This is a genomic window from Terrisporobacter glycolicus ATCC 14880 = DSM 1288 (assembly GCF_036812735.1).
Lineage (GTDB): Bacteria > Bacillota > Clostridia > Peptostreptococcales > Peptostreptococcaceae > Terrisporobacter > Terrisporobacter glycolicus.
Genome location: NZ_CP117523.1, coordinates 3,614,982 through 3,640,087 on the forward strand (window position 1 = coordinate 3,614,982; position 25,106 = coordinate 3,640,087).

Annotated in this window: 22 protein-coding genes; 4 read left to right on the forward strand and 18 right to left on the reverse strand. The window is 28.3% G+C overall.

Annotated elements, in window-relative coordinates; genetic code table 11:
• Positions 1 to 95 precede the first annotated feature (95 nt).
• The 3 genes from TEGL_RS17615 to TEGL_RS17625 are packed head-to-tail and all read right to left on the reverse strand — an operon-like array spanning position 96 to position 4,744.
• A complete protein-coding gene (locus tag TEGL_RS17615; protein ID WP_018592184.1) occupies positions 96 to 1,952 on the reverse strand; it encodes an ABC transporter ATP-binding protein in 1,857 nt (618 codons plus the stop codon).
• Positions 1,945 to 4,248 carry an ABC transporter ATP-binding protein gene (locus TEGL_RS17620; protein ID WP_018592183.1) on the reverse strand — a complete coding sequence of 768 codons (2,304 nt, stop codon included), beginning with the start codon at positions 4,246 to 4,248 and terminating at the stop codon, positions 1,945 to 1,947. Before TEGL_RS17620 ends, TEGL_RS17615 begins: the two co-directional genes overlap by 8 nt.
• A 28-nt stretch (positions 4,249 to 4,276) precedes the next feature.
• Entirely contained in the window at positions 4,277 to 4,744 is a 468-nt protein-coding gene (locus tag TEGL_RS17625) for a MarR family winged helix-turn-helix transcriptional regulator (RefSeq protein WP_018592182.1), read from the reverse strand.
• A gap of 341 nt (positions 4,745 to 5,085) precedes the next feature.
• Between TEGL_RS17625 and TEGL_RS17630 the strand changes: the two genes are divergently transcribed.
• On the forward strand, positions 5,086 to 5,811 hold the full coding sequence (locus tag TEGL_RS17630; RefSeq protein ID WP_018592181.1) for a hypothetical protein: 726 nt from the start codon (positions 5,086 to 5,088) through the stop codon (positions 5,809 to 5,811).
• Between the two features lie 71 nt (positions 5,812 to 5,882).
• On the opposite strand, the gene TEGL_RS17635 is transcribed toward TEGL_RS17630, so the two are convergent.
• A complete protein-coding gene (locus TEGL_RS17635) occupies positions 5,883 to 7,223 on the reverse strand; it encodes a LysM peptidoglycan-binding domain-containing protein (protein WP_018592180.1) in 1,341 nt (446 codons plus the stop codon).
• 164 nt (positions 7,224 to 7,387) lie between these two features.
• On the opposite strand from TEGL_RS17635, the gene TEGL_RS17640 reads away from it, so the two are divergent.
• Both TEGL_RS17640 and TEGL_RS17645 read left to right on the forward strand, forming a co-directional pair.
• Positions 7,388 to 8,719: a CoA-disulfide reductase gene (locus tag TEGL_RS17640; RefSeq protein WP_018592179.1), complete on the forward strand. Its 1,332-nt coding sequence runs from the start codon at positions 7,388 to 7,390 to the stop codon at positions 8,717 to 8,719.
• Positions 8,720 to 8,734: 15 nt separating this feature from the next.
• Complete coding sequence (locus TEGL_RS17645) at positions 8,735 to 9,238, forward strand: thioredoxin family protein (protein ID WP_018592178.1); 504 nt, start codon at positions 8,735 to 8,737, stop codon at positions 9,236 to 9,238.
• Between the two features lie 64 nt (positions 9,239 to 9,302).
• On the opposite strand, the gene ilvA is transcribed toward TEGL_RS17645, so the two are convergent.
• The gene (ilvA, locus tag TEGL_RS17650) at positions 9,303 to 10,520 is read right to left on the reverse strand and encodes a threonine ammonia-lyase (protein WP_018592177.1); all 1,218 of its coding nucleotides are present in this window, start codon (positions 10,518 to 10,520) and stop codon (positions 9,303 to 9,305) included.
• 429 nt (positions 10,521 to 10,949) lie between these two features.
• Entirely contained in the window at positions 10,950 to 11,120 is a 171-nt protein-coding gene (locus TEGL_RS17655) for a (2Fe-2S)-binding protein (protein WP_018592176.1), read from the reverse strand.
• A 152-nt stretch (positions 11,121 to 11,272) separates the two neighbouring features.
• Between TEGL_RS17655 and TEGL_RS17660 the strand changes: the two genes are divergently transcribed.
• Entirely contained in the window at positions 11,273 to 11,698 is a 426-nt protein-coding gene (locus TEGL_RS17660) for a putative ABC transporter permease (protein ID WP_018592175.1), read from the forward strand.
• A 342-nt stretch (positions 11,699 to 12,040) separates the two neighbouring features.
• Here the strand turns inward: TEGL_RS17660 and TEGL_RS17665 are convergent, their stop codons facing one another.
• From TEGL_RS17665 to TEGL_RS17720, 12 genes are all read right to left on the reverse strand, one after another.
• On the reverse strand, positions 12,041 to 13,009 hold the full coding sequence (locus tag TEGL_RS17665; RefSeq protein WP_018592174.1) for a replication-relaxation family protein: 969 nt from the start codon (positions 13,007 to 13,009) through the stop codon (positions 12,041 to 12,043).
• Between the two features lie 230 nt (positions 13,010 to 13,239).
• Positions 13,240 to 14,205: an SPFH domain-containing protein gene (locus TEGL_RS17670; protein WP_018592173.1), complete on the reverse strand. Its 966-nt coding sequence runs from the start codon at positions 14,203 to 14,205 to the stop codon at positions 13,240 to 13,242.
• 12 nt (positions 14,206 to 14,217) lie between these two features.
• Positions 14,218 to 15,324, reverse strand: coding sequence for a hypothetical protein (locus TEGL_RS17675; protein WP_018592172.1), 1,107 nt, complete (start codon positions 15,322 to 15,324; stop codon positions 14,218 to 14,220).
• A gap of 76 nt (positions 15,325 to 15,400) precedes the next feature.
• Positions 15,401 to 16,090 carry a PspA/IM30 family protein gene (locus tag TEGL_RS17680; RefSeq protein ID WP_018592171.1) on the reverse strand — a complete coding sequence of 230 codons (690 nt, stop codon included), beginning with the start codon at positions 16,088 to 16,090 and terminating at the stop codon, positions 15,401 to 15,403.
• A gap of 217 nt (positions 16,091 to 16,307) precedes the next feature.
• Positions 16,308 to 17,984, reverse strand: coding sequence for a formate--tetrahydrofolate ligase (locus tag TEGL_RS17685; RefSeq protein WP_018592170.1), 1,677 nt, complete (start codon positions 17,982 to 17,984; stop codon positions 16,308 to 16,310).
• Between the two features lie 291 nt (positions 17,985 to 18,275).
• Positions 18,276 to 20,396: a PTS transporter subunit IIABC gene (locus TEGL_RS17690; protein WP_018592169.1), complete on the reverse strand. Its 2,121-nt coding sequence runs from the start codon at positions 20,394 to 20,396 to the stop codon at positions 18,276 to 18,278.
• Positions 20,397 to 20,647: 251 nt separating this feature from the next.
• Complete coding sequence (locus TEGL_RS17695; RefSeq protein ID WP_018592168.1) at positions 20,648 to 21,403, reverse strand: hypothetical protein; 756 nt, start codon at positions 21,401 to 21,403, stop codon at positions 20,648 to 20,650.
• 120 nt (positions 21,404 to 21,523) lie between these two features.
• The gene (locus TEGL_RS17700) at positions 21,524 to 23,263 is read right to left on the reverse strand and encodes a bifunctional diguanylate cyclase/phosphohydrolase (protein ID WP_018592167.1); all 1,740 of its coding nucleotides are present in this window, start codon (positions 23,261 to 23,263) and stop codon (positions 21,524 to 21,526) included.
• An 87-nt stretch (positions 23,264 to 23,350) separates the two neighbouring features.
• Entirely contained in the window at positions 23,351 to 23,458 is a 108-nt protein-coding gene (locus TEGL_RS17705; protein WP_018592166.1) for a cyclic lactone autoinducer peptide, read from the reverse strand.
• 58 nt (positions 23,459 to 23,516) lie between these two features.
• The gene (locus TEGL_RS17710; RefSeq protein ID WP_018592165.1) at positions 23,517 to 24,167 is read right to left on the reverse strand and encodes an accessory gene regulator ArgB-like protein; all 651 of its coding nucleotides are present in this window, start codon (positions 24,165 to 24,167) and stop codon (positions 23,517 to 23,519) included.
• A gap of 105 nt (positions 24,168 to 24,272) precedes the next feature.
• On the reverse strand, positions 24,273 to 24,641 hold the full coding sequence (locus tag TEGL_RS17715) for a hypothetical protein (RefSeq protein ID WP_018592164.1): 369 nt from the start codon (positions 24,639 to 24,641) through the stop codon (positions 24,273 to 24,275).
• A gap of 233 nt (positions 24,642 to 24,874) precedes the next feature.
• Positions 24,875 to 25,090, reverse strand: a complete 216-nt coding sequence (locus TEGL_RS17720; protein WP_018592163.1) for a small, acid-soluble spore protein, alpha/beta type — start codon at positions 25,088 to 25,090, stop codon at positions 24,875 to 24,877.
• Positions 25,091 to 25,106: the final 16 nt, after the last annotated feature.

Consider the following 25,106-nt stretch of genomic DNA (forward strand, 5'->3'; position numbering starts at 1 on the left):
TATTTATTGTGAACCAGCAACTATATTAATATAACCAAAAACACCTTAAATATATAATATATTTAAGGTGTTTTGCTATTTATATATGATTATATTTACATAGCTTCTTTATCTGCAAATTGTGAATTATATAGATTTGCATAGAAACCATCTTTTGCAATTAATTCTTCGTGATTTCCTTGTTCTACAATATCTCCATCATTAATAACTAATATTAAATCTGCATTTCTTATAGTAGATAATCTATGAGCAATTACAAAACTTGTTCTTCCTTCCATTAAATTATCCATAGCTTTTTGTATTAAAAGTTCAGTTCTTGTATCAACAGAACTTGTTGCTTCATCTAATATTAATATTTTAGGATCTGCCAATATTGCACGAGCTATAGTTAATAATTGTTTTTGACCTTGTGATATATTACTTGATTCTTCATTTAATAACATATTGTATCCGTCTGGTAAAGTTTTTATAAAATGATGAACATGGGCTGCTTTAGCAGCATTTATTACTTCATCATCACTAGCATTTAATCTACCATATCTAATATTTTCCTTTATTGAACCACTAAATAACCACGTATCTTGAAGAACCATTCCAAATAGTTCTCTAAGTTCTCCTCTATTAAAATCTTTAACATTGTGACCATCTACAAGTATAGCTCCAGAGTTTACATCGTAAAATCTCATTAATAATTTTATCATAGTTGATTTACCTGCTCCTGTAGGTCCAACTAGTGCAACTTTTTGTCCTGGTTTTACATGAGCTGTAAAGTCTTTAATTATAGTTCTATCTTTATCATATCCAAACCTAACATTTTCAAAATCAATTCTACCTTCTAATCCTTCTATACTTACAGGATTTTCTACTGTTACATCTTCTTCCTCTTCATTTAGGAATTCAAATACTCTCTCAGCTGCAGCTGCAGTAGATTGCAATTGATTTGATATTTGGGCCATTTGTGCTATTGGTTGATTGAAACTTCTTACGTATTGAATAAATGACTGAATATCACCTACTTCAATTCTATTTTTTATAACTAAATATCCACCAAGTATTGAAACAACAACATAACTTAAATTTCCAACAAACATCATTATAGGCTGCATTGTACTTGATAAAAATTGAGCTCTCCATGCTGAGTCATACAGTTTGTTATTAATTTTATTAAATTCTTTAATAGATTCTTCTTCTCCGTTGAATGCTTGAACTACTGTGTGACCACCATATAATTCTTCCACCTGTCCATTTACATTGCCTAAATATTCTTGTTGGCTTTTAAAGTACTTTTGAGATTTTTTAATAACAAAAGAAATTATAAATAATGATATTGGTATAACTACTAATGCACTAACTGTCATAAGTACACTTATAGTTAACATCATTATTAATACTCCTACTAAAGTAGTAACAGACGTTATTATTTGTGTTAAACTTTGATTTAAACTCATTGCTAAAGTGTCTATATCATTTGTAAACCTTGATAATACTTCCCCGTGAGTTTTTGTGTCAAAATATTTCATAGGTAATCTATTTATTTTTTTCACTAGCTCATCTCTAAGATTATATGCTACCTTTTGAGAAATTCCACTCATTACATAACCTTGTATAAATGAGAATATGGCACTTACTATATAAAGTATAACTAAAGCTATTAATATCCTTTTTATAGCTTCAAAATCTATTCCACTACCTTCTCCAGATACTTTACCAACTAAACCATTAAATATTTCTGTTGTAGCTTTACCTAATATTTTAGGTCCTATTACTGAAAATGTTACACTTCCTATGGCAAATATAAATACTATTATTATCGATAATTTATATTTAGCTAAGTAAGACATTAATGTTCTCATTGTTCCCTTAAAGTCTTTTGCTTTTTCTACTGGTCCACCCATTGCAGGACCACCCATAGGTCCTCTCGCTCTTCTTTGTCTATTGCCTTCTCTACTCATTTTCTAACTCCTCCTTTGAAAGTTGTGATAATGCTATTTCTTTATAGATCTCACAATTTTTTAGAAGTTCTTTATGTGTTCCTATTCCAACTACTCTTCCTTCATCTAATACTACGATTTGATCTGCATCTAAAATTGTACTAATTCTTTGAGCAACTATTAATACTGTACTCTCTTTAGTTTCTGTTTTTAATGCTTTACGAAGTTTCGCATCTGTTTTAAAGTCTAGAGCAGAGAAACTATCATCAAATATAAATATTTCTGGATCTTTTGCTATTGCCCTTGCAATAGATAATCTCTGTTTCTGACCACCTGATACATTTGATCCACCTTGAGATATTTCAGAATCAAATTTATCTTCCTTGTCATTTATAAAATCTATTGATTGAGCTATCCTTGCTGCTTTTATTATTTCTTCTTCTGTAGCATCTTTTTTACCATATCTTAAGTTTGAATCAATTGTTCCAGAGAACAATACTCCTTTTTGTGGAACATAACCAATTTTATCTCTTAAGTCATGAAGTGATACATTTTTTATATCAGTTCCATCAACTTTAATTTCACCTTCTGTTACATCATGGAATCTTGGTATCAAATTAATTAATGTTGACTTACCACTTCCTGTACTTCCAATAAATGCTGTTGTTTCACCTGGTTTTGCAGTAAAGTTAATATCATGTAATATTTTTTCATCTGCATCTGGGTACTTAAATGAAACATTTTTAAATTCAACTAAGCCTTTTTTATTGTTGTCAAAAGTTTTAGGATTTTTATCTTCTTTAATTACTATATCTTTGTCTAATACTTCATTTATACGTTTAGCTGATACTGCTGCTCTTGGCAACATAACAGAAACCATTGATATCATTAAAAATGACATTACTATTTGCATTGTATATTGAATAAATGCCATCATATCTCCAACTTGCATTGCTCCAGTATCGATATTTTTTGCACCTACCCAAACTATTAATACTGATATAACGTTCATAACAAGCATCATAGCTGGCATCATACAAGACATCATTCTATTAACAAACATATTTACTTTAGTTAGATCTTTATTAACTCCATCAAACCTATTTTCTTCAAATCTTTCTGTGCTAAATGCACGTATAACAGGAAGCCCTGTTAATATTTCTCTTGTTACTAAATTTAATTTATCTACTAGGTTTTGTAATAATTTAAATCGAGGCATTACTGTTGAGAATAATATACCTACTATTATAACAACACCTACAACTGCCACACCTATAATCCATGTCATAGATGTATTTGTATTCAGTGCTTTGTATATACCCCCTAGTGCCATAAATGGTGCGTAAAATACCATTCTTAACATCATAACTGTCATTTGTTGTATTTGTTGTATATCATTTGTACTACGCGTTATTAATGAGGCTGTAGAAAACTCAGTCATTTCTTTACTAGAAAATCTCATTACTTTTTCAAATGTTTTGGATCTTAAAGTACGTCCTAAAGATGCTCCTACTTTTGATGCTAAAAATCCTACTGTAATAGCTGCTATCACACTCAGTACAGTTATTCCAATCATTATTGCTCCTGTAGTAAGTATGTATTTTGTTTGAAGACTTCCAGTATCTATACCAATTTCATTGTATTCATCCTTAACAAAAGATACCGCACCCTGGCTAATCATGGCATCTGGCAAATCAACCAGTTGTTTATCAATTTCTTTGATTATGCCATCTCTTTGATCTTTTGTCATCGATTCCAATATATTAAATATATCCATATTTTCCATATTAGTATTCATTGAAGCATTTGTCATATTTCCTTGTGTCATGTTTTGTGACGACATATTCGATGCCATATTCTTTTTCATTTGTTCTTGGATCATTTTACTTGATTCATCATCACTTTCTAATCCATATAGAATCAATTCTGGCTTACCAAGTATATTCTCTAATTTTGATAAAGTATCTTCTTTATCTGTATTTAATAAATATAAATCTTCTTTATCTAATGCTGGATAGGATTCTTTGTACTTATTGAGTTCATCACTACTTAAAGAATCCTTACTTAATAGTTTATAATTATCTAATATAGTATTTTTATTTTTATCACTCATAAAAATAAAAAGTTTATCCATTTGACTCTTTCTTATTACCTCTGGAACAGAATTTTCTATTCCCCCTTGTTGTATACCTATATTAATAATATTTGAAGTATAAGTAGGTAAAGATAGTTCACAACTTGCTTGGCCTGCTAGAAGTAATATAATAATAAAAATTATAAAACTTGAATTTTTTAAATGCTTAAATATTTTTAACATCTTTTCTCCCTTTCTTCATTTTATGATTTTATTTTTCTGACTGCAATTCTTCTATAACATCATAAAGTTTTCCAAACAGACGAATTAAATTATCAGTATCTTCTTCGCCCATTTTTTCAACTACTTGGCAAGTAAAATTCTCAAATTTTCTATTTTGATCTTTTAAAAAAGCCTCTCCTTCTTGAGTTAATTTAACGTATACAACTCTTCTATCACCTTTGTTAGAAGTCCTTTGAATATATCCTTTTTCCTCCATAACATTTAACATCTTTGATGTAGCTGGCTTCGTAATACACAAATCTTTCGTTAACTCAGATGTTTTCATACCATAATAATTTTCATCTTGCTTATTGTTCAAATAATCGTTATAAATAACCTTCATTGTCATAAGCATACCCGGTTGAAATTCTTGAGATTTTTTATGTTTATGAGCTAGCTTTTTTATTTTTGCTATAGAATCTAAAAATTCTTTAGATTTTTTTTGTAGCATACTCATTACTTTTCATCCCTTTCTGTTTATTTTAGTTACCTATGGTAATAGTTAACTAAAGCAACTATTATTATAGGTAACTTTTTTCACTTAGTCAAGTTAAATTTTATATCGTTAACACAATAACGTTTTCAAGAGTATAATATACTATTATTTCATTATTATTTGCACTTATATCCTCCTAATAATCTATTTTTGATGTTGTAAATATTTGTATTTTATTTTCATTGATGACTTTTTAGAATGATTGGTAAATTTTTCACATTTATTAACTATAAATGATATAATTGTATTAGATAGATTTTTATGTATTATATATTTTTTTTATAAGGGTGGGTTGATGAGTTATGAAGTTTGATTGTTTTTATTATCCTATTTTAAGTGAAGATGAATGTGTAGTTAAAAGTATTGAAGGAATTCGTAATTTTAATTTTGGAGATAAGGTTCCTACAAAAACTTTATATTACAACTACAATTCTAGCTTTGTTATTTTCCAAAATAGTAAGCTATTTATTGTTGAAGATGGTATCCTAAAAGAAGAAGCTAATATAGATGATCTTAAGTTTCCATTAAAAATCATATTTAATCGTGGAACTCAATTAACAATTGATAAAAAATCAGATCTATCATCTATTAGATTACTAGTACCTGGATTTTTTGAAGATGAAAAATATTTAGGTGAATTGTTTTTCTTGTCAGAAGTTTATACAAGAAGAATAAGAGATGCTCAGTATCGTGTAATGAATGACCTTACTAATTCAGTAAGTGATGTTAAATACCTTAATGATGAAATTCACAAGGCAACAAAAGGCTTATTAAGCCAATTAAAAATCATACAAGAAAAATTTATAAAATTAATTGAAGATAATCCTTCTTTAATTGACGATTATCTAAATTATATGAACTTTCATAGTGAAGAAGATATGTTGCAAATTGGAATTAATAAGTATTTTGAAGAACATACAGAACAATATAATGAGTATAGAAAAAATTCTTTAATATACAACAGAAAACCGATCTATCCTAAATTCAAGTTAGAACATCTAATAAGTTCAATTAATAAGTATAAATAATATTGTAAATTTTATAATATATAAAAAAGCTATATCAAAACAAATTTATTGTTCTGGTATAGCTTTTTAAGTTAATTCAATCTAATTACATGACCTTCATATAACTCTTTATCACTTGTTAAGTTATTATTTTCTAGTAAATCTTTTTCTGTTTTATTAAATTTTTTTGCTATTTTTAATAATGTATCTCCTTTTTGTACAGCATAGTAATCCCTAAATCCTTTTCCATCCTTTATTCTTCCTGAAGATTCTATTTTTAATACTTCACCTGTATATATTAAATTAGGGTTTGATATACCATTTAATTCTATTAAATCCTCAATTGTTGTATGAAATTTTTTAGCTATACCATAAAGAGTATCTCCTGATTTAACAATATATGTTCTTATATACTGTTTATTTGAAATAGATTTACTTGGCCCCCTCTTAAGACTTGGTATCTTCAAGATTTCTCCTGGATATATTAAGTTTGGATTTGATATATCATTTAATTGAACAAGTTCATCTACTGTTGTATGAAACTTACTTGCTATACTTGATAGTGTATCTCCACTCATTACAACATAAGTGCTATAGAATTTTTTTCTAAGTTTTTTTCTTTCTTCTCTTTTTTCCTCTGGATAAATTTTTAATATTTGCCCTGGATATATTAGATTAACATCTGTAATACCATTAATGCTTCCTAATTCTTTTACTGAAACATCATATCTCTTAGCTATTTCACTTAATGTATCTCCATTTTGTACTGTATAATAAATTACTCTTTTATCTTTTGACTCTTCTTTTCTAGTCCCTGGAATATGTTTTTTATTATCTAAAAATATTTCCTCATGAAATATATCTAAATCTGTATTTGTATCTATTCCTTCTACTCTACCTGTATCAGAATACTGCCATGCTGCATATTTATCTCCCCAGACTGGATTTGATTGAGGTGAATTTATGTCAATCTGAGCAATCCATAAAGGATAATTCTCTAATCCTATACCTGCATATAAGTTATTCTGTGCAAAGTTTGTATAAGTATATACAGCTACATCTATTCCACTTAATCTTTTAACTTCTTTTAAAAATTCAATTGCTTGCTTAGTTAATTCGTAATTGCCTAGTCCTCCTGTTTGTTCTAAATCTAGAACTAATTTAATATCTGCATGAAGACCGCTTATTGTTTCTACAAAATACCTAGCTTGTTCTACTGGTGTTGGAGAAGATCCTGGATTAAAAAAATGATAAAATCCAACTTTTAAATTATTTTTTTTTGCACCATCATAAAATTCTTGTAAATATGGATCTCTATAAAAAGTTCCTTCTGATGCTTGAATAATAACTGCTTCTACACCGCTATTAGCCACATCATCCCAGTCAATTGTTCCTGACCAGTTACTAACATCTATTCCTCTGTATTTAGACATATATTTCCTCCAATATAATAATACTATATTTAAAAATAAATTAAATACCTTGATTTATTATATTTTTCTTATATAAATCTTGTGATTAGATTATTTTTGCTCTTTTCAGGGTATTATCATAATGATAAAATAAATATTAATAATTTATAACTAAGGAGATAAAAATGAAAGTTGTTATAATAGGAGCTGTAGCTGCAGGTATGTCTGCTGCTGCAAAATTAAAAAGAATAAAACCTGATTATGAAGTTATAGTATATGAAAAAACTGATATAGTATCTTTTGGAGCCTGTGGCCTTCCTTATTATGTGGGTGGATTTTTCCAAGATTCTAATATGATGATTGCAAGAGAAAAGTCAAAATTCATAGAATCAGGAATAGATTTAAGAACTTTTAAAGAAATTATAGATGTAAATACTGATAGCAAAATTCTTACTATAAAAGATTCCTTAACCGAAGAAATCTTCACAGATAATTATGATAAATTAATGATTGCAACTGGAGCAAGTAGTATTATGCCTTCTTTAGATAAATCATATGAAAATTTAACTACTCTAAAAGATATGAATGATGGCATAAAGCTTAGAGAGCTAATGCATAAGGAAGAAAATAATAATATAGTTATCGTAGGTGCTGGCTTTATAGGAATAGAAACTATTGAAGCTGCAAAAAAATTAAATAAAAATGTTCATTTAATCGGCAAAAGTAATAGAGTTTTAAACAAAGTATTTGATAAAGAAATTACGGATTTATTAGAAGAGGAATTAAGAAAAAATAATATACATTTACATCTTGGTGAAACTGCTAAAGAATATGTTGGAAATAATAAAATAACAAAAGTTATAACTAATAAGTGTGAAATAGACGCAGATTTAGTGGTTATGGCCATAGGTGTAAAGCCTAACACTTCATTCTTAAAAAATACAAATATAGAAATGCTTCCTAATGGTGCTATAGTAGTTGATGAGCGTGGTAGAACATCTGTTAAAGATGTTTATTCTGCTGGAGATTGCGCAACCATAAAAAGTTTAGTTACTAATGAGGATATGTACGTTCCTTTAGCTACTGGCGCAAATAAATTAGGTAGAATTGTAGGCGAAAATTTAGGCGGTATAGAATCCTCTTTCCCTGGGTCTTTAGCTTCTAGTTGTATAAAGGTTTTAGATATGGAAGCTGCTGTTACTGGTCTTACAGAAGAAAAAGCTAAGTCACTTGATCTTGATTATAAAACTAAATGCATAACTAATTATAATCAAACACACTACTATCCAGGTCGTGAAAAGTTATTAGTTAAATTAGTTTATGATGCAAAAACTAATGTTATCCTTGGAGGTCAAATAGCAGGCTACAAAGATGCTGTTCAAAGATCCAATGTAATAGCTGCAGCTATTACAGCAGGTATGACTACAGAGCAACTTGGCATGCTAGATTTATGCTATGCACCTCCCTTTGCTACTACATGGGATGTTTTAAATGTTGCAGGAAATGTAAGTAAATAACCTAGGAGGAAAGTTATGAATCAAATGACATTGAAAGAATTATACCAGGTTGGGTGCTCTTTTGAAACTTCAGTTGGTGAAGGTTCAAAAAGTGAAAGAGCTAGGATATCAAAAAATTCATCAAGAATAGTTCTAAACGATGAGTTAACCAATAATATTATGAGCTTTGACAAAGAAATAAAGTTCTTAGTTGCTGGAGAAATATGGTGTCCTGATTATCAACTAAATGGCTCTGTGATAAAAAGATTTATAGATTTAAATACTAATTTCAACATGTCTGTAATTACCATGGCTAGAGGTAAGAAATTTTTAGAGCCTATTTTAGATATAGAAAATGCTAAATATCCTTTAATTGTTGTTCTAGACAAGGACTTTAATATCCTTGGATCTTTTCAAGAAAGACCAGAAATCGTAAAAAACTCAAAAAACTTTGATGAAATAAAGCTTAATTATTATAAAGGTCAGTATTTAACAAATTCTGCAAATGATATTTGGAATATAATAAAAAACAATAAATAACAAAAAAGACTATCATATTGATAGTCTTTTAATCTATATTTTATTCCCTAATAGCTATATATTTTTATAATTCAGTTACTTTAAATCCAGCTGCTTCTATTTCACTTCTTATTTTATCTATATGATCATTATCAAATGTTTCAAGTATGAACTCTGCTGATTGTTTTCCTATAGCTCCACCTGAAGATAATCTAGTCTGATTAGCATTTAATATATTTGCATTATTTTCGCTTATTATTTTTATTAATTCTAAGAATCCACCTGGTTTGTCAGTCATTATTGTAGAGAATGAATATCTTCTTCCCTCTTTAGCTAAACCTGCACCTATAACTCTGTATAATGTGTTAACATCTACGTTACCACCAGAAACTATACAAACAACTTTTTCCCCTGAAGCTGGTTGATATTTTTTAGATAATAAAGCTGCTGTTGAAACTGCTCCAGCACCTTCAGAAACTATTTTTTGATGTTCTAATAAGAATAACATTCCTTGCGCTATTTCTTCTTCAGTTACAGTTATTACTTCATCAACTAATTCTTTTATTATTTCAAAAGTAGCATCTCCTGGAGTCTTAACAGCTATACCATCAGCTATTGTAGCAGCATGAAAAGCAGTTGTGACTTTCCCATTTTTTACTGATTCTTGCATTGAAGGTATGTTTGCAGTTTGAACACCTACAATTTTCACATTTGGGTTTAAAGCTTTTGCAGCTACTGCAACACCAGCTATTATTCCACCACCACCAATTGGACAAAGTATCGTATCTACTTCATCATTCAATTGTTTAAATATTTCTAAAGAAATTGTTCCTTGTCCAGCCATTACATATTCATTATTGAATGGATGTATGAAAGTAGCACCAGTCTCTTTTTGTATTTCTACAGCTTTTGCATAAGCATCATCGTAAACTTCCCCGTTTAATACAACTTCTGCTCCATACCCCCTAGTTGCAGAAACCTTTGCAAGAGGCGCAGTAGCAGGCATTACTATTGTAGCTTTTATTCCTGTCATTTGTGCTCCTAATGCAACACCTTGAGCATGGTTTCCAGCACTCGAAGCTATGACACCGTTTGCTTTTTGTTCATCAGTTAAATTTGCTATTGTATTAACAGCTCCTCTTACCTTGAAAGATCCTGTCTTTTGTAAGTTTTCACACTTATAGAAAACGTTAGCCCCTGTCATCTCACTTAAAGTTTTACTTTCTAAAACAGGAGTTTCTTTAACTACACCTTTAATAGTCTCTTGAGCTTTTTTCACATCATTTAAAGTAACTTTTAACATATTAATCTTCCCTCTCTTTTTATATATAATAAAATGTTTTGTATTAGTAAATCATTTTCCCACCTTGTAAAACATTTTCCTAATCTATTCTTTAAGTACGAATTTATTATACAATAATCATATAAAAATATCAAACAACTTTATTTTATATTGCCAATAAAAATTATTCATATTATTTTCTTATTATATTTAGAATATTTAGCATATTTTTTAAAGTTGGCTTCAATACTTAATTGGAGAAAATATCCATATTATTAAACACGACGTTTTTACCAAATGTTTACATATTAATATCCTTAAATTACCAGTATAATTTATTGATTTTAGGGTATATTTTGCATAAATTTCTAATATAATCTCTAAAAAAGTTTTACATATCCACAAAAAATAAGAGGACTTTACAGTCCTCCTATTGCCATGTATTAATTATTATAATACTTCTTTAAGTGCTTCTTCAATTTCACAGTCACATCCACCACAAATTGTTCCTGCTTCAGTGATTTCTTTTATATCCTCTACTGTTTTAGCTCCACCAGCTACAGCCTTTTTTATATCTTCTAATGAAGTTCCCATGCAATCGCATACTATTCTATCTGACATTATAATTACCTCCTAATTGTCTTTTGTAATATATATTTACCCCCTATTTATTTTACCTAAACAAAATTTGTTACTTTTTTTGCCATGTATGTTAATTCATTGGTTAGAAAAAATAATTACTAATATTAAGAAATTTATAAGGAGTAGAATCTATGAAAATTTTAAATACTATACTAAAATATTTAACATTATTTCTCATAGGAGGTATAACATATTATTTCATTGAAATTGCTTATAGAGGATATTCCCATTATTCAATGGTAATAGTAGGCGGTCTTTGCTTTATACTTATAGGATCTATAAACGAATTCTCAAATAAAGAAATTCCTTTATTACTTCAAATGTTAATTTCTGTACTTCTTGTTGATATTGTAGAGTTGATTTCAGGAATTATAATAAATAGAGTATTATTATTAAATGTATGGGATTACTCACAACTAAAATATAATTTTTTAGGTCAAATATCATTAAATAGCTCCATTGCTTGGTTCTTTTTGTCACTTTTTGCTATATATATGGATGATTTATTAAGATATGTTATTTTTAAGGAAAAGAAACCAAGATATAAATTTATATAAAAAAATAAAGCCCTGCTACGAGGGTACAGGGCTTAAGGTTCATAATGATAGATAAAAGAGTGTGAGGGAATCTATCATTATACGGGTATTTAAGTAAATTATTAAGCTAGTCTTTCTATGCTTTAATAATACCTTATTAATATGAATTTAATGTAAATTTTTTATGAATGAATGTAGAATTTTAACTATAAATACTTTTTTGTTTTATTTTTCAAAAATAATTCAATCTAATTTATTAAACAACAGCATATTCTATTTTTCTACAATAACTTTTTAAATTTAGAAAAATTTTTGTAATAAAAATATCACCATGAATAAATTCTATCCATGGTGATATTTTTATTAACATTTAAATAAGAATGAAAATAAGTTCTTTTTATTTTGCTTTTCTTCTAATGCAAAAAATGCTTCTTCTAAGTTATATAGTAATATTCGATCAAAAGTAAATATTATATCTATATTAACTTCCTCTTGTCTACTCTTAATCATACTCATAATTTCTATCATATGATCATAAGACTCACCTTGTACTATTAAGCTTGGTTTTTCACTAAATTTAATATTTAAATTATCATAATGCTCAATTACATTCTCATATCTACGTAGCTTATTTGAAAATTCTTCTTTCCAGTCATCTGTTTTTCTAACAACTTCTACTAGATAAGTTTTTCCATCATTTGTTAATATTGACTGAGGTCTCACTATGCAATTTCTTATATTTTCATTTAGTATTATTTTAGAAACTTTAAATTCTGTATCTTTTCCCATAATTTGTGTTAATAATTGATTTGATGCTAGCAAACACTTGATTTTTACAGTTTTGATTTCACTTACATATCCCTGTGAATATGTTTTCCTGTCCAATGCTCTTAATAAGCCTATTCCATGATAACCTAAGTAGTAAGCTTTATATGAACTTGTACTGTTTTCTGATACAAATTCAATTTGTTTTATAAAGCTTTTTTCCTTCAATCTTGTTAGTTTTCTAGCTACTGATTTTGATTCTACATTTGCCCCACTTTTATTTAGATATGTAGTAATCTGTAAAGAAGTTGCAAAAACTAAATTATTAATAGCAAATAGTATCATTTTTTCAACTTCACCAATATGTCCTTTTTCCAATAAAAAATCTACTTCTGATTTTGATGTAGTTCTCTTTGGTCTATTGATCTTATGATTGTCCCCTTTATAAGATGCAAATGGTGATAACTTAGTTTCAATATACTCTTCATTTGGATTTTTTAAATCTACTCCTGTACAGTACTTTCCTATAGGTGAAACCAACTCTATACTTTTTCTTTTGTTCCTCATAATACTCCCCCCCTGATGTGTCTAGGAAACATAATTAATACTTCCATTAAATAGCATATTTATATTATAATATTTTTTAATATATTTTACATTTATAATTATTTAAAATTAAATAAAATTTTTATTTTTCGTTTAATTTGGTAAGATATATTATTATTTTCCCATATGTACATGAATTAAATAGATAATAATAAAAAAATATAAGTTATATATAACTTATATTTTTATTATTATGCTAATTTTGTTCCACAATTTGGGCAGAATCTGGAGCCTTCATTTTTTGTCCCACAGTTTGGACAGAAGTTAGGTTTTTTTCCTCCAGATGAACTTTCTTGAGTTTCATTATTTTGTGGCTTTTTATTCATATTCTCAACCATTTGTTGACCCATCATCATTCCAACTTGCATTCCTGCCATATCAGAAGCCATAGAACCTCCAGAGCTACCTTTTGATAAAGAATCTGCCATGGCAACTTGATTATATTTATTCATATCACCAATCATGCTATGAGATGCAGCTTTTGTAGCCATTTCTTGTATCTCTTTTGGATATGATACACTCGATATAGTGAAGTTTGTAATGGCTATTCCTATCTTCTCCATTTCCATATCCAAGTCTTCCTGTATTCCCTTAGATATTTCAAATGCATTTGCTTGAAGATTAAAAATATCTTTACCTTCTTTTACTATCCATTTCATGATAACTTGATCCAGCATAGACATGATACGTGATTTTACATCTTCTATGGTAAATTGTTTTTTAATACCCGCAATTTTATCAATTAGTACTTCATAGTCTGATATCTTACAACAGAATGTACCAAAAGATTTTATTGGCATTCCTCCTGGAAGTCCTGGTGCTGGTATATTAATAGCATTTTTTGTTCCCCATTTCACTGTTAATTCTTTTGTATTAACAAATAAAACTTCAGCTCTAATGCCACTATTAAATCCAAATCTAAATCCTTTTAATGTTGATAAAAAAGGAATTATTTCCGATTCTACATCGAAACTTCCTTCATCTTTAAAAATTCCTTCGATTTTACCATTATACATAAAGATAGCATCTTGCCCCATTCTAACAACTAGTTTACTACCTTTTTTTATTTCTTTATTGTCCCATTTCCAAAATAGCATATCATCTCTAAATTCTTCCCATTCAACTACATTGGAAAATTGGTTGCTAAATAGTCCCATAATACTAACCTCCTAAAACATTATTTCTTCCAAGGAAGAAACAGTTTCACCTTTAACTAATTCACTATACTGAATTTTTTTATCATCATTATAGCTCACATCATCATCTGATGATGCTAAATAAATTCCAAATAATATACCTAATATTACTATAATTATGGCTGCGATTTTAACAGGGCTCTTTGGGTATTCACCTTTAATTTTCCCAGTTTCTCCATTTATTAAAACATTATATTGTTTATCTTTGTATGTATAAGCAGTTGAGTAAACAGGTATAAAAATATGTTTATATGTTTCATCTGAGTAAGAAGTATAAAGTCTTACTGAACGAACTCTATCATATCGTCTTAACACATCTCTTTCAGCCATATAATGAATATCTATTCTCATTTTATTCATGGCATCAATGTGGGCATCCTTCAAATCTACAGTATATATTTCTGAGCAATAGCCTGACATATAATCTGGTGAATATGATGCCACATCCTTTGTATTATATGGTTCAATCCACCCTAAAAGATTCTCACTTAATTTATTTGATGCTCTAACTAAAACATCATCAAAAAAATGATTTATATGCCCACTAGTAGGATACCAATTGGTTTCTATTCTTGTATGTTTTTCACCTTCACTATCTTCATATTCCACTTTATAATCGATTCCACCCATTGCAGTATAGTTAGTACTTGTATCTGCATCAAATGTCCAATAAGGCATATACATTCCTTGAACCTTATCCTTTTGATATAAAGTTTTTAAAACATTTGGAGCAAGCCATCTTTTTTTTATCCATAGACTAAATATAGATTCTACATCGTACTTATCTATTTTAAAAGGAATTACACCATCTGGAATTATGGATTCAATTTGTTTTTGAGATAAAACATAGTGTGATCCACAGTATGGGCAAGTAGTAGCTGTACTAGTTGCATCAACTTCTACTCTAGCTCCACATCCTTCACATTCCATACTTGTAGAAGTTTTTTCCTCTACTTTTATTGTCTTAATTGCATGAATATCAAGATTATGTTCTATAACATCCTCTGGATTATTTTCTATTTTAACTTCAGTGCCACAGTTAGGACATTTTAAGGCTTGAGCCGTGGCATTAAATTCCATAACTCCCCCACATCCTTCACAATAATAAGACTTACTTATAAAAATCACCCCCATAAAACATAATCTTTTAAAAATTTTATAATCCTAATTTGTTTTTTAAAGCTTGTAATTCATCATACACTTCAGAATCACTCTCTTTATTATCATCATATCTGCTCATTAAATCTTCTATGCTTTCTTCTTCTTTTGAAGAATTTAATTCAGCCATTGCATTAGCTTCATCTAACTGTTTATTTATTTTATCTTCCATTTTATCAAAAGCAGATAAATTTCCTTTGGCTCCATTCACACTTGAGCCAATCTTATTCAATCTCTCTTGTGTTTTAGCAACTGCTAACTTAGCTTTTAATTGGTCTCTTCTTGAATTTAATTCACCTATATCTTTAACAAGTTTATCATGCATGCTTCTCATTTTTGTAGCATTATCCGTAGCTATATCATAAGATTGTTGTAAACTTTGTTGATTTTTAGATAATTGGGTTTTCTTTTCCAAGAACAGTTTTGCATCAGATTCATTTCCTGCTATTAAAGCTTTCTCAGCATATTTTTGCATTTTATTTATCTGTTCATTGCATTCATCTAACTCTCTTTTAGCTCTTTTTTCTTCAGCCATTACAGATGCAGTTTCAGATTTAACTTTTCCCAAATCACATTCTAAATTTCTTAAGTATTGATCAATCATTTTTGATGGATCTTCTGCCTTATCCAATAATGCATTAATGTTTGAAGACATAATGTCTTTGAATCTTGTTATTATACCTGCCATTTAAAACCCTCCTATTTACAACTCTTTAATATATAATAATTATTAAAAATTTTAGTGTAATATACCTACTTTTTTAAATAATATTAATATAAAAAGTATACCATATTACTTATAATTCTTTATAAGTTTAAACAAAAAAGTTGAACTCTATAAGAGTTCAACCTTAAATATTTGGTTAAAATTATTTTTTAGGATTTTTGTAATAAGCTTATCTAATTTAGAATAATCCAACTATTACACCATTTTCATCAATGTCTATTCTTTCAGCTGCTGGCATTTTAGGTAATCCTGGCATTTTCATAATATCTCCTGTTAAAGCTATTATAAATCCAGCTCCAGCACTTATATTAATTTTTCTAACTGTTATTCTAAAATGTTCTGGCCTTCCTAATTTCGAAGGATCATCTGTTAATGAGTATTGAGTTTTTGCCATGCATATAGGAAGATTACTAAATCCTAATTTTTCTAAATTAGCAATTTCCTTTTCTGCTTCTTTAGTAAAGTCTACACATTCAGCTCCATATATTTTAGTAGCTATTTCATTTATTTTTTCTTTTATACTTCTTTCTAGTGAATAAGCATATTCAAAATTATTTTCCTCTTGGCAAAGTCTTACCACTTCTTTAGCAAGGTCTACTCCACCTTCTCCGCCTTTTGCCCATACTTGTGATAAAACCACATTTACACCTAAATCATTACATCTTTCTTTTACTAAATCAATTTCCTCTTGACTATCTGTTGGGAATTCATTAATTGCAACAACTGCAGGTAATTTAAATACTTTTGTAATATTTTCCACATGCTTTAATAAATTTGGTAGTCCAGCTTCTAAGGCTTCTAAATTTGTATCATTTAAGTTAGATTTATCCACACCACCATTATATTTTAAAGCTCTTACAGTAACTACAATTACTACTGCATCTGGTTTTATATCTGCCATTCTGCATTTTATATCTAAGAATTTTTCTGCTCCTAAGTCTGCTCCAAATCCACCTTCTGTTACAACGTAATCTGCAAAATTCATAGCCATTTTTGTAGCTATTATAGAGTTACATCCATGTGCTATATTAGCAAATGGTCCTCCATGAACAAGCGCTGGTGTTCCTTCTAAAGTTTGAACTAGGTTAGGCTTTAAAGCATCTTTTAATAAAGCTGCCATCGCTCCATTAGCATTTAATTCTTTAGCTGTTATAGGTAAATTTCCATAAGTATATCCAATAATTATATTTCCTAACTTTTCTTTTAATTCACTAATATTATTGGCTAAGCAGAAAGCTGCCATAACTTCTGATGCTACAGTTATATCAAATCCGTCTTCCCTAACTATGCCATCAACTTTTCTCCCCATACCACAAACTATATTTCTTAATTGTCTATCATTCATATCTACACATCTTCTCCAAGTTATAGTTCTTGGATCAATATTTAACTTATTACCTTGATGTATGTGGTTGTCTATCATTGCTGCTAATAAATTATTTGCTGCTCCTATTGCGTGAAAATCTCCTGTAAAGTGTAAGTTTATATCTTCCATTGGTATAACTTGAGCATAACCTCCACCAGCTGCTCCACCTTTTATTCCGAACACAGGCCCTAAGGAAGGTTCTCGTAATGCAACAATTGATATTTTACCAATTTTTTGTAAACCATCTGCTAAACCTATTGTTGTTGTGGTCTTTCCTTCTCCAGCTGGAGTTGGATTTATTGCTGTAGTTAAAATTAACTTGGCATTTTTATCTTTTTTATGTGTTTTTAATAAATTATAGTCAATCTTAGCCTTATATTTCCCATAAAATTCTAATTCATCTTCATTTAAGCCTAATTTTTTACCGATTTCTCTAATATGTAGAGGTTTTGATTCCTGCGCTATTTCTATATCTGATTTAAAAGTCATTACATTTATCCTCCAATATATTACTATTATTTAACTATATTATAAAATAATTTGTAAAAATAGTATATATAAAAAACATATTTTATGAACATTTTTTCATTTTTTTGAATTTAAATACGTCATTTTGCAAACTTTATTTAATATATATTTTTATTCAATACAGTTTATACCCTTATTTATTCTTTTTTACGCTAAATAATTAAATCTGTTTATACTTTTACTAATAAATTTTATACTTTTATATTTTACATATAAAAAAGATGTAGGTATTCAAACCTACATCTTTATAAGCTATTTAACTGATATCAATTTATCTTTTTCTTTTACTGAACCTTTAGCTATAGCTTCTACATCTTCATAACTATCTGTATTAGTTACTATTACAGGCGTAACTGTTGGATATCCAGCTTCTTTTATTTTTTCTATATCAAATTCTACTAAAAGATCTCCTGCCTTAACTTGATCTCCTGCTTTAACATGAGTAGTAAAATGCTTACCATTTAATTTAACAGTATCTAATCCTATGTGTATTAATACTTCTACACCATTGTCAGAAGTTAATCCCACTGCATGTTTTGTATCAAATACTGTTGAAACTACTCCATCCACTGGTGATACTGCTCTACCAACAGCTGGCTCTATTGCAACACCTTTTCCTAACATACCTTCAGAGAATACTCCGTCTCCGACTTCCTCTAAAGATATTGCATTACCTTCTATAGGTGCCACAATTATAGAATTATTTTCAACCTTATCTTCTTTTTTTTCTTCCTTAGTATCTACTACATCTAAGTCTGCTGCAACCTCAAGATTAACACCACTTGCTATAAAATCTTCTAAGTTTGATTTTATAACTGTAACTCTTGGTCCATATATAACTTGTATTCCATTACCTTTTATTATAACACCTGCTGCTCCACTTGATTTTAGTAAAGACTCACTCACTTTAGAAGAATCTTTTACAGTAACACGAAGTCTTGTAGCACAACAGTCTAAATCACTTAAATTATCTCGTCCACCTAAACCTTTTAATATCATAGCTGATATCCTATCATCTTGATTTGATGAGTTCGCTGAACTTCCTTCTTTTTTAGCATTTACATCTGCTCTTGTATATAATTTTACTTCTTCTTCGTCATCATCTCTACCAGGAGTTTTAAAATTAAACTTCTTAATTAAGAAAGTAAATAAGAAATAGTAAACTGCAAAGTATATTAAACCAACCCATATTATATTTAACCAATGAGTTTTAGCATTTCCTTGTAACACACCAAATAATGTTAAATCTATTAGACCTCCAGAGAAAGTCATGCCTACTCCAACATTTAGTATATGCATTATCATATAAGCGGCTCCTGCAAGTACTGAATGTATTACATATAATATTGGAGCAACAAATAAGAATGTGAATTCAATTGGCTCAGTTATACCTGTTAACATTGCTGTTAATGCTGCTGATAATAATAATCCTCCGACAACTTTACGTTTGTCTGGTTTAGCACATTTATACATTGCAAGTGCTGCACCTGGTAAACCAAATATCATAAGTGGGAATTTACCAGACATAAATCTAGTAGCTTCTACACTAAACTGTACAGTAGATGGATCTGCTAGTTGTGCAAAGAATATATTTTGTGCACCTTCTATTAAGTGTCCTCCTACCATTGCAGTACCACCAACAGCAGTTTGCCAGAATGGTAAGTAGAATACATGATGAAGTCCAAATGGTATTAAGGCTCTTTCCATAAATCCATATACCCAAGTTCCCGCATATCCTGAGCTTTGTACTATATTACCAACTGAATAAATAGCACTTTGCACATTTGGCCATATATAGAACATTAATATCCCAACAAATAAATAAGTTATTGCAGATATAATAGGAACAAATCTTGTTCCACCAAAGAATGATAATACTTGAGGTAACTCAATTTTGTAGAAACGATTATGTAGAGCTGCTACACCAAGTCCTACTATCATACCTCCAAATACACCCATTTGAAGTGAATTTATACCTAATACACTTGCTGTAGAACCAGCTAGCATAGCTTCTGTTCCACCATTAATGTTTATCAGTGCGCCTATAGAAGCATGCATAATTAAGAATGCTATAGCTCCAGATAAAGCAGCTACTTCTTTTTCTTTTTTAGCCATACCTATTGCAACACCCATTGCAAATAATAATGGTAAATTTGCAAATACAATATCTCCTGCATTACTTAATACTGTTAAGAATGCATTTATAGGTGTACCTGGTCCCATAACACCCATTAGACCATAAGCATTTAGCATTGTTTCATTAGTGAATGATCCACCAATTCCTAAAAATAAACCTGCTACTGGTAAAATAGCTATTGGTAGCATAAACGATCTACCTACACGTTGTAAAACACCAAATATTTTGTCTTTCATTAATTTCGGCCTCTCCCTTATTTAATATTATATAATTTTTTACACAATCATATATAGTTTACCTTAATTTCTATAATGATACTATCATAGCTTGAATAGTCATGTCAATATTTTAATGCAACCGTTTGCACTATTATTTTTTATATTTATATTTATTTTTTTTTACAATTATATCATATATAATTTACCCAATTTATTTAATTTCAAACAAAATAAGTGCCCACAATGAGCACTTATTTATAATATAATTTTTATTTAGACAATAGATCTAACATATCTTCCAGTTCATCATAGGGCATTTTATTTAAAGACATACAATTATATAGTAATGTTCCCACTCCTTGAACCTTTATCTTTGACGGATTTATTTGAACAACATCTAGTACTAACTTTCCACTTCCATTTAGTATTGATTTTTGTATCATATCCAAAGTATCCTGTAAAATTCCTAATAGTTTATAGTCTCTTATACCTAACTTAGTATAGTCTTCTCTCTGTAATATTGGAATTTGAATAGTCTGTGAGATTACATACATGTTAATTAATTTAATCTGACAATAAGTTAATTGTCTAGATAATTTTATTAATCTATTGCATTCATCTCTATTTAAATCATTCTTAAACATTATATTTCCAAGTAAATATCCATAATATTTTAACTTACTTTCCTCATGTTCGTCTTTAGAAGATATAAGGATTCCATTTATTATCTCTTCAGCAAAACATTGGTTGCTTAAATTTTCTCCGAAAAAATCTTCCTCTCTAATAAAGTTATTATTGTCTAGATTTTCTTTTATCATTTCTAATGAATAATATAGTGTAGTTAATATTTTTTTGCTTTCTTTCGATGTATATATATTTTCATATATGTCATTTATGAAACTTTCATATAGTTTGTCTATTTCAACATTGCAATCTTTGTGTTGTAATGTATCTAATATATTTTTAATATTATTCATCAATTGTTCATTTGATTCAAACATGCATTTAACTCCTAAATCTCCCATTTTTCTATCCCCTTTGAATATATTTTTACAATCTAAACTTAATTTAATTGTAGCAAAAACATATTAATAAACAATATAAAAAGCCTTCTAAAAATCATATTGTTCTTAGAAAGCTTTTTATTATGCACTTCTATTTACATCGTTCATTAACGGTAAAATATTCTTTAAACACTCAGGTTCCTTTTTCTTTATCATATCATTTTGAAGCATATCTATAAATTTAGATACTAATTCCACATCAAAATGAGTTCCCGCACATTTTTTCAACTCTATAATTGCTTGATTATAGTCTTTTCTTATATTATAAGGTCTTTTTGATGTCATAGCATCAAAGCTATCTATTATCGTTAATACTCTAGCTAAATAAGGAATTTCATCTCCTTTTACATTATTAGGATATCCACTTCCATCATATTTTTCGTGATGATACTTTATTACAGGCACCACAGCATTAAAGGCTTGTATATTACTTACTAAGTCAGCACCTAGAGTTGGATGTTGTTTTAAAACATTAAATTCACTTTCAGATAATTTTTCTCTTTTATTTAATAGCTCTTTTGATATTTCTAACTTTCCTATATCATGCAAGTAAGCTGCTAAAAGTAACTCTTTTTTAGACTGTTCGTCCATATTCAAATACATAGCAAACTTCTTAGCATAAATAACTACTCTTTCTGAATGGCCATAAGTATATTTATCTTTTTTATTTATTTTATTTAACATACTAGCAATAGACTCTAATGCCTTTTTATCAATACTACTGTCTATTTCATCTAATATATTATAATATCTTTCCACGCGATTTTTATCAAAAGATTTTGCTCTATATAAAGCATTGTCTGCAAGTTCAATTAATTGCTTTTTATTTTTAGCCACCTTTGGATAAGTTGATACACCAATAGACACTGTTATATGCTTATTAGGTTGAAGTTCTTGACCTGTAAAGTGTGTTTGTTGTATATTTTGACGTATTAATTCTCCTAAATTCAATGCAGCTTCTTCTGTTTGGTTATACAGAATTATAGCAAATTCTTCTCCACCATAACGGGCAACTACACCTAAATCATCAACAGTATTTCTTAATATTTCACCTAATCTTGTAAGAAGCCAATCTCCTTTTTGATGTCCATTTATATCATTATAATTTTTAAAATTATCTATATCCATAAATAACAATGAAACTTCTTTATCCTCTTTTTGTGAATTAGTTATGTATGTGTCTAATACGTCTTGAAAACTTCTATGGTTTAACAAACCTGTAAGTCCATCCTTTACTGCTAATTCTTTTAATTTTAAATTATAATCATTTTCAATATTAATGTATAAAGAAAGAATAAAAGATGTTATTAATAAGGAGCTTACTAATATTATATCCCCTTCAAAATGTCTTGCTGTATCCATATAACTAACTAGAGGTGTATAATCTACATTTATTAGGTTAAATGCAAGTATTATCAATGATACAGCTACAGTTATAGCAAAACTTATTTCTCTCTTATATTGTATAGAACATATTAATATTATAATTGTACTGATATATTTAAAAGAGCTATTTGACCCTCCTGTTTTCGACATTAAAATAATAAATAAGCCTAATAATATCAAAACTTCTATTACATTGTAAATTGTTGGCATATTAAAGAAACTTTTTTCTGTATCTCCATACATCATTTTTGAACAAAATATCATAAATGGTGCTATACAACAGGCTAAAACAATTACAAGAAGTATATTATCCATATCTAGCGCTATATTGTAATAGCTTATAATATTTAAAGTTGCTAATATAATATATAAAAATTTTAACCCAACTAAAATTTCTAATATTTTCAATCGTCTTTCATAATCAAATTCGTTCATATGTATTCACCTATATATTAAATAATTACTATAAAAATAACATATCAAAAGAACCATAAGAATATTTTCCTATGGTCCTTTAACCTATTACTCTTCTCTTAAAGATTTTGGAACTTCAGGCTCAAAGAATATTGCAAAACAATATGTACTTGTATTTTTTGCAATTTTAGTGAAAAAATTCGCTAATACTCCCATCGTTACATCTCCTTTGTAATAATTTTTATATTAACACATACTTCGTTAATATCACAATCTAAATTTTAAACTTTAATAAAACCTTATCTATAAATAATATAGATTTGCTTCCTACAATTGTTAAGGATAACATTTGCATGTATATACCTAAAGATATACATAACACTAATGAATTCAAATTCAAATTTACATTTAACAAATTTAACAATACATTAAATATAAATAATACTATACACACAAAATATATACAAAATGAGTTTTTTCTTAATTTTTTCCTTATCGCTTCTTTTTTTAATGGTTTATTCTCTGATGGCACAGGACATTTTTTGTATAAAATAATAAAAGAATGAATTAATATAATTATATCTATTGAGTATAGCACTCCTAATTTTCCATTTATCAAAAACCTACCTGTTAGAGCAAAAATATATGATAATATTATTCCTGTTATTAAGCATCTATTTGGACTTGAACAATGTATCCCTCCAGAGTTTCTTTTCATAAACCCAGCTACTAAAGATATTATAACTATTTGAAATAATGTACTCGTTAAAATTCCAAATAAGATAGTTAGTATTGCTGCCATGCATATATGTAAAAATGCAAAAACTCCATATTTTAATACTTCAAACTCATCACTTGACTTATCTTTAGACCCACATAATCTAAAGGCAATCTTGTCAGAAAGATTTTCAGTTATACTATTCATTATGTTTAACTATACTCCCCCCTTGAAGTTTTTTCATGATAAATTCTATTACAAAAGCTAAAAGAACAAGTATTATAAGAGATGGCAATGTATAAAATGCACCCATTAAAGTATAATATTTACTAAAGCATTTCTAGAAACGTTAAATACTTTTGTTAATAAACTTATATAAATAAACTCACTAAATATTAAACATAAAAATAGCTTACACAATGCCATTATACAGTTCATAAAACTATTTTTAGATACATCTACTAATATAAATAAAACAAGAGCCATTCCTATAATCGTGTGTATGCCAAAACTAATTGGAAGCATTCTAATAAACGACTGAATTATTCCTAACATTAATGTCTTTTTGCATAAAGTTCCTATTGATATTTTTAGATTTAAAAAGTAACATCCTACTAGTAGCATTATCGCACACTCCGGAAAACTTCTAACTAAAATATAATCCAGTGACGTATGTAACATAATTTTCTCCTTTAATTTAACTATTACAAGAAAATTGTAACACAAATATAGAAATTTTCTACATATTTTCCCTTTTTTTTTATTATATTTTTTTTATGTATAATTTTCTATTTATTTTCACCCAATATGTTATTTATTATATTTATCAGAGCTGCAGTTTGCTCTATAAACCTCTATGTAACTATATATTAGCATATAAGTAATAAAAAAGACTACATATGCAGTCTTTTTATCTATTTTTTATAATATTGTCTAATTAATTCCTCTTTTCCCATATTTACCAAAGTTTTACTCATTAACCCTCCTAGATCTCCACCTTTCTTACCGTTAACATAAGAAGTTTTATCTCCTCCTGACATATCAAGTTCCATACCTAATTCCTTTGCAATTTCCACCTTCATTTGATTTAAAGCTTCTCTTGCATTTAGATTTACAATTTTATTCGTCATAAAAAACCTCCTATTA

Bases quoted from the DNA above. Each gene is read 5' to 3' on its own strand.
- TEGL_RS17615 (WP_018592184.1), bottom strand. From the start codon at position 1,952: ATGAGTAGAGAAGGCAATAGACAAAGAAGAGCGAGAGGACCTATGGGT.
- TEGL_RS17620 (WP_018592183.1), bottom strand. From the start codon at position 4,248: ATGTTAAAAATATTTAAGCATTTAAAAAATTCAAGTTTTATAATTTTT.
- TEGL_RS17625 (WP_018592182.1), bottom strand. From the start codon at position 4,744: ATGAGTATGCTACAAAAAAAATCTAAAGAATTTTTAGATTCTATAGCA.
- TEGL_RS17630 (WP_018592181.1), top strand. From the start codon at position 5,086: ATGAAGTTTGATTGTTTTTATTATCCTATTTTAAGTGAAGATGAATGT.
- TEGL_RS17635 (WP_018592180.1), bottom strand. From the start codon at position 7,223: ATGTCTAAATACAGAGGAATAGATGTTAGTAACTGGTCAGGAACAATT.
- TEGL_RS17640 (WP_018592179.1), top strand. From the start codon at position 7,388: ATGAAAGTTGTTATAATAGGAGCTGTAGCTGCAGGTATGTCTGCTGCT.
- TEGL_RS17645 (WP_018592178.1), top strand. From the start codon at position 8,735: ATGAATCAAATGACATTGAAAGAATTATACCAGGTTGGGTGCTCTTTT.
- ilvA (WP_018592177.1), bottom strand. From the start codon at position 10,520: ATGTTAAAAGTTACTTTAAATGATGTGAAAAAAGCTCAAGAGACTATT.
- TEGL_RS17655 (WP_018592176.1), bottom strand. From the start codon at position 11,120: ATGTCAGATAGAATAGTATGCGATTGCATGGGAACTTCATTAGAAGAT.
- TEGL_RS17660 (WP_018592175.1), top strand. From the start codon at position 11,273: ATGAAAATTTTAAATACTATACTAAAATATTTAACATTATTTCTCATA.
- TEGL_RS17665 (WP_018592174.1), bottom strand. From the start codon at position 13,009: ATGAGGAACAAAAGAAAAAGTATAGAGTTGGTTTCACCTATAGGAAAG.
- TEGL_RS17670 (WP_018592173.1), bottom strand. From the start codon at position 14,205: ATGGGACTATTTAGCAACCAATTTTCCAATGTAGTTGAATGGGAAGAA.
- TEGL_RS17675 (WP_018592172.1), bottom strand. From the start codon at position 15,324: ATGGAATTTAATGCCACGGCTCAAGCCTTAAAATGTCCTAACTGTGGC.
- TEGL_RS17680 (WP_018592171.1), bottom strand. From the start codon at position 16,090: ATGGCAGGTATAATAACAAGATTCAAAGACATTATGTCTTCAAACATT.
- TEGL_RS17685 (WP_018592170.1), bottom strand. From the start codon at position 17,984: ATGACTTTTAAATCAGATATAGAAATAGCGCAGGAATCAAAACCTCTA.
- TEGL_RS17690 (WP_018592169.1), bottom strand. From the start codon at position 20,396: ATGAAAGACAAAATATTTGGTGTTTTACAACGTGTAGGTAGATCGTTT.
- TEGL_RS17695 (WP_018592168.1), bottom strand. From the start codon at position 21,403: ATGGGAGATTTAGGAGTTAAATGCATGTTTGAATCAAATGAACAATTG.
- TEGL_RS17700 (WP_018592167.1), bottom strand. From the start codon at position 23,263: ATGAACGAATTTGATTATGAAAGACGATTGAAAATATTAGAAATTTTA.
- TEGL_RS17705 (WP_018592166.1), bottom strand. From the start codon at position 23,458: ATGGGAGTATTAGCGAATTTTTTCACTAAAATTGCAAAAAATACAAGT.
- TEGL_RS17710 (WP_018592165.1), bottom strand. From the start codon at position 24,167: ATGAATAGTATAACTGAAAATCTTTCTGACAAGATTGCCTTTAGATTA.
- TEGL_RS17715 (WP_018592164.1), bottom strand. From the start codon at position 24,641: ATGTTACATACGTCACTGGATTATATTTTAGTTAGAAGTTTTCCGGAG.
- TEGL_RS17720 (WP_018592163.1), bottom strand. From the start codon at position 25,090: ATGACGAATAAAATTGTAAATCTAAATGCAAGAGAAGCTTTAAATCAA.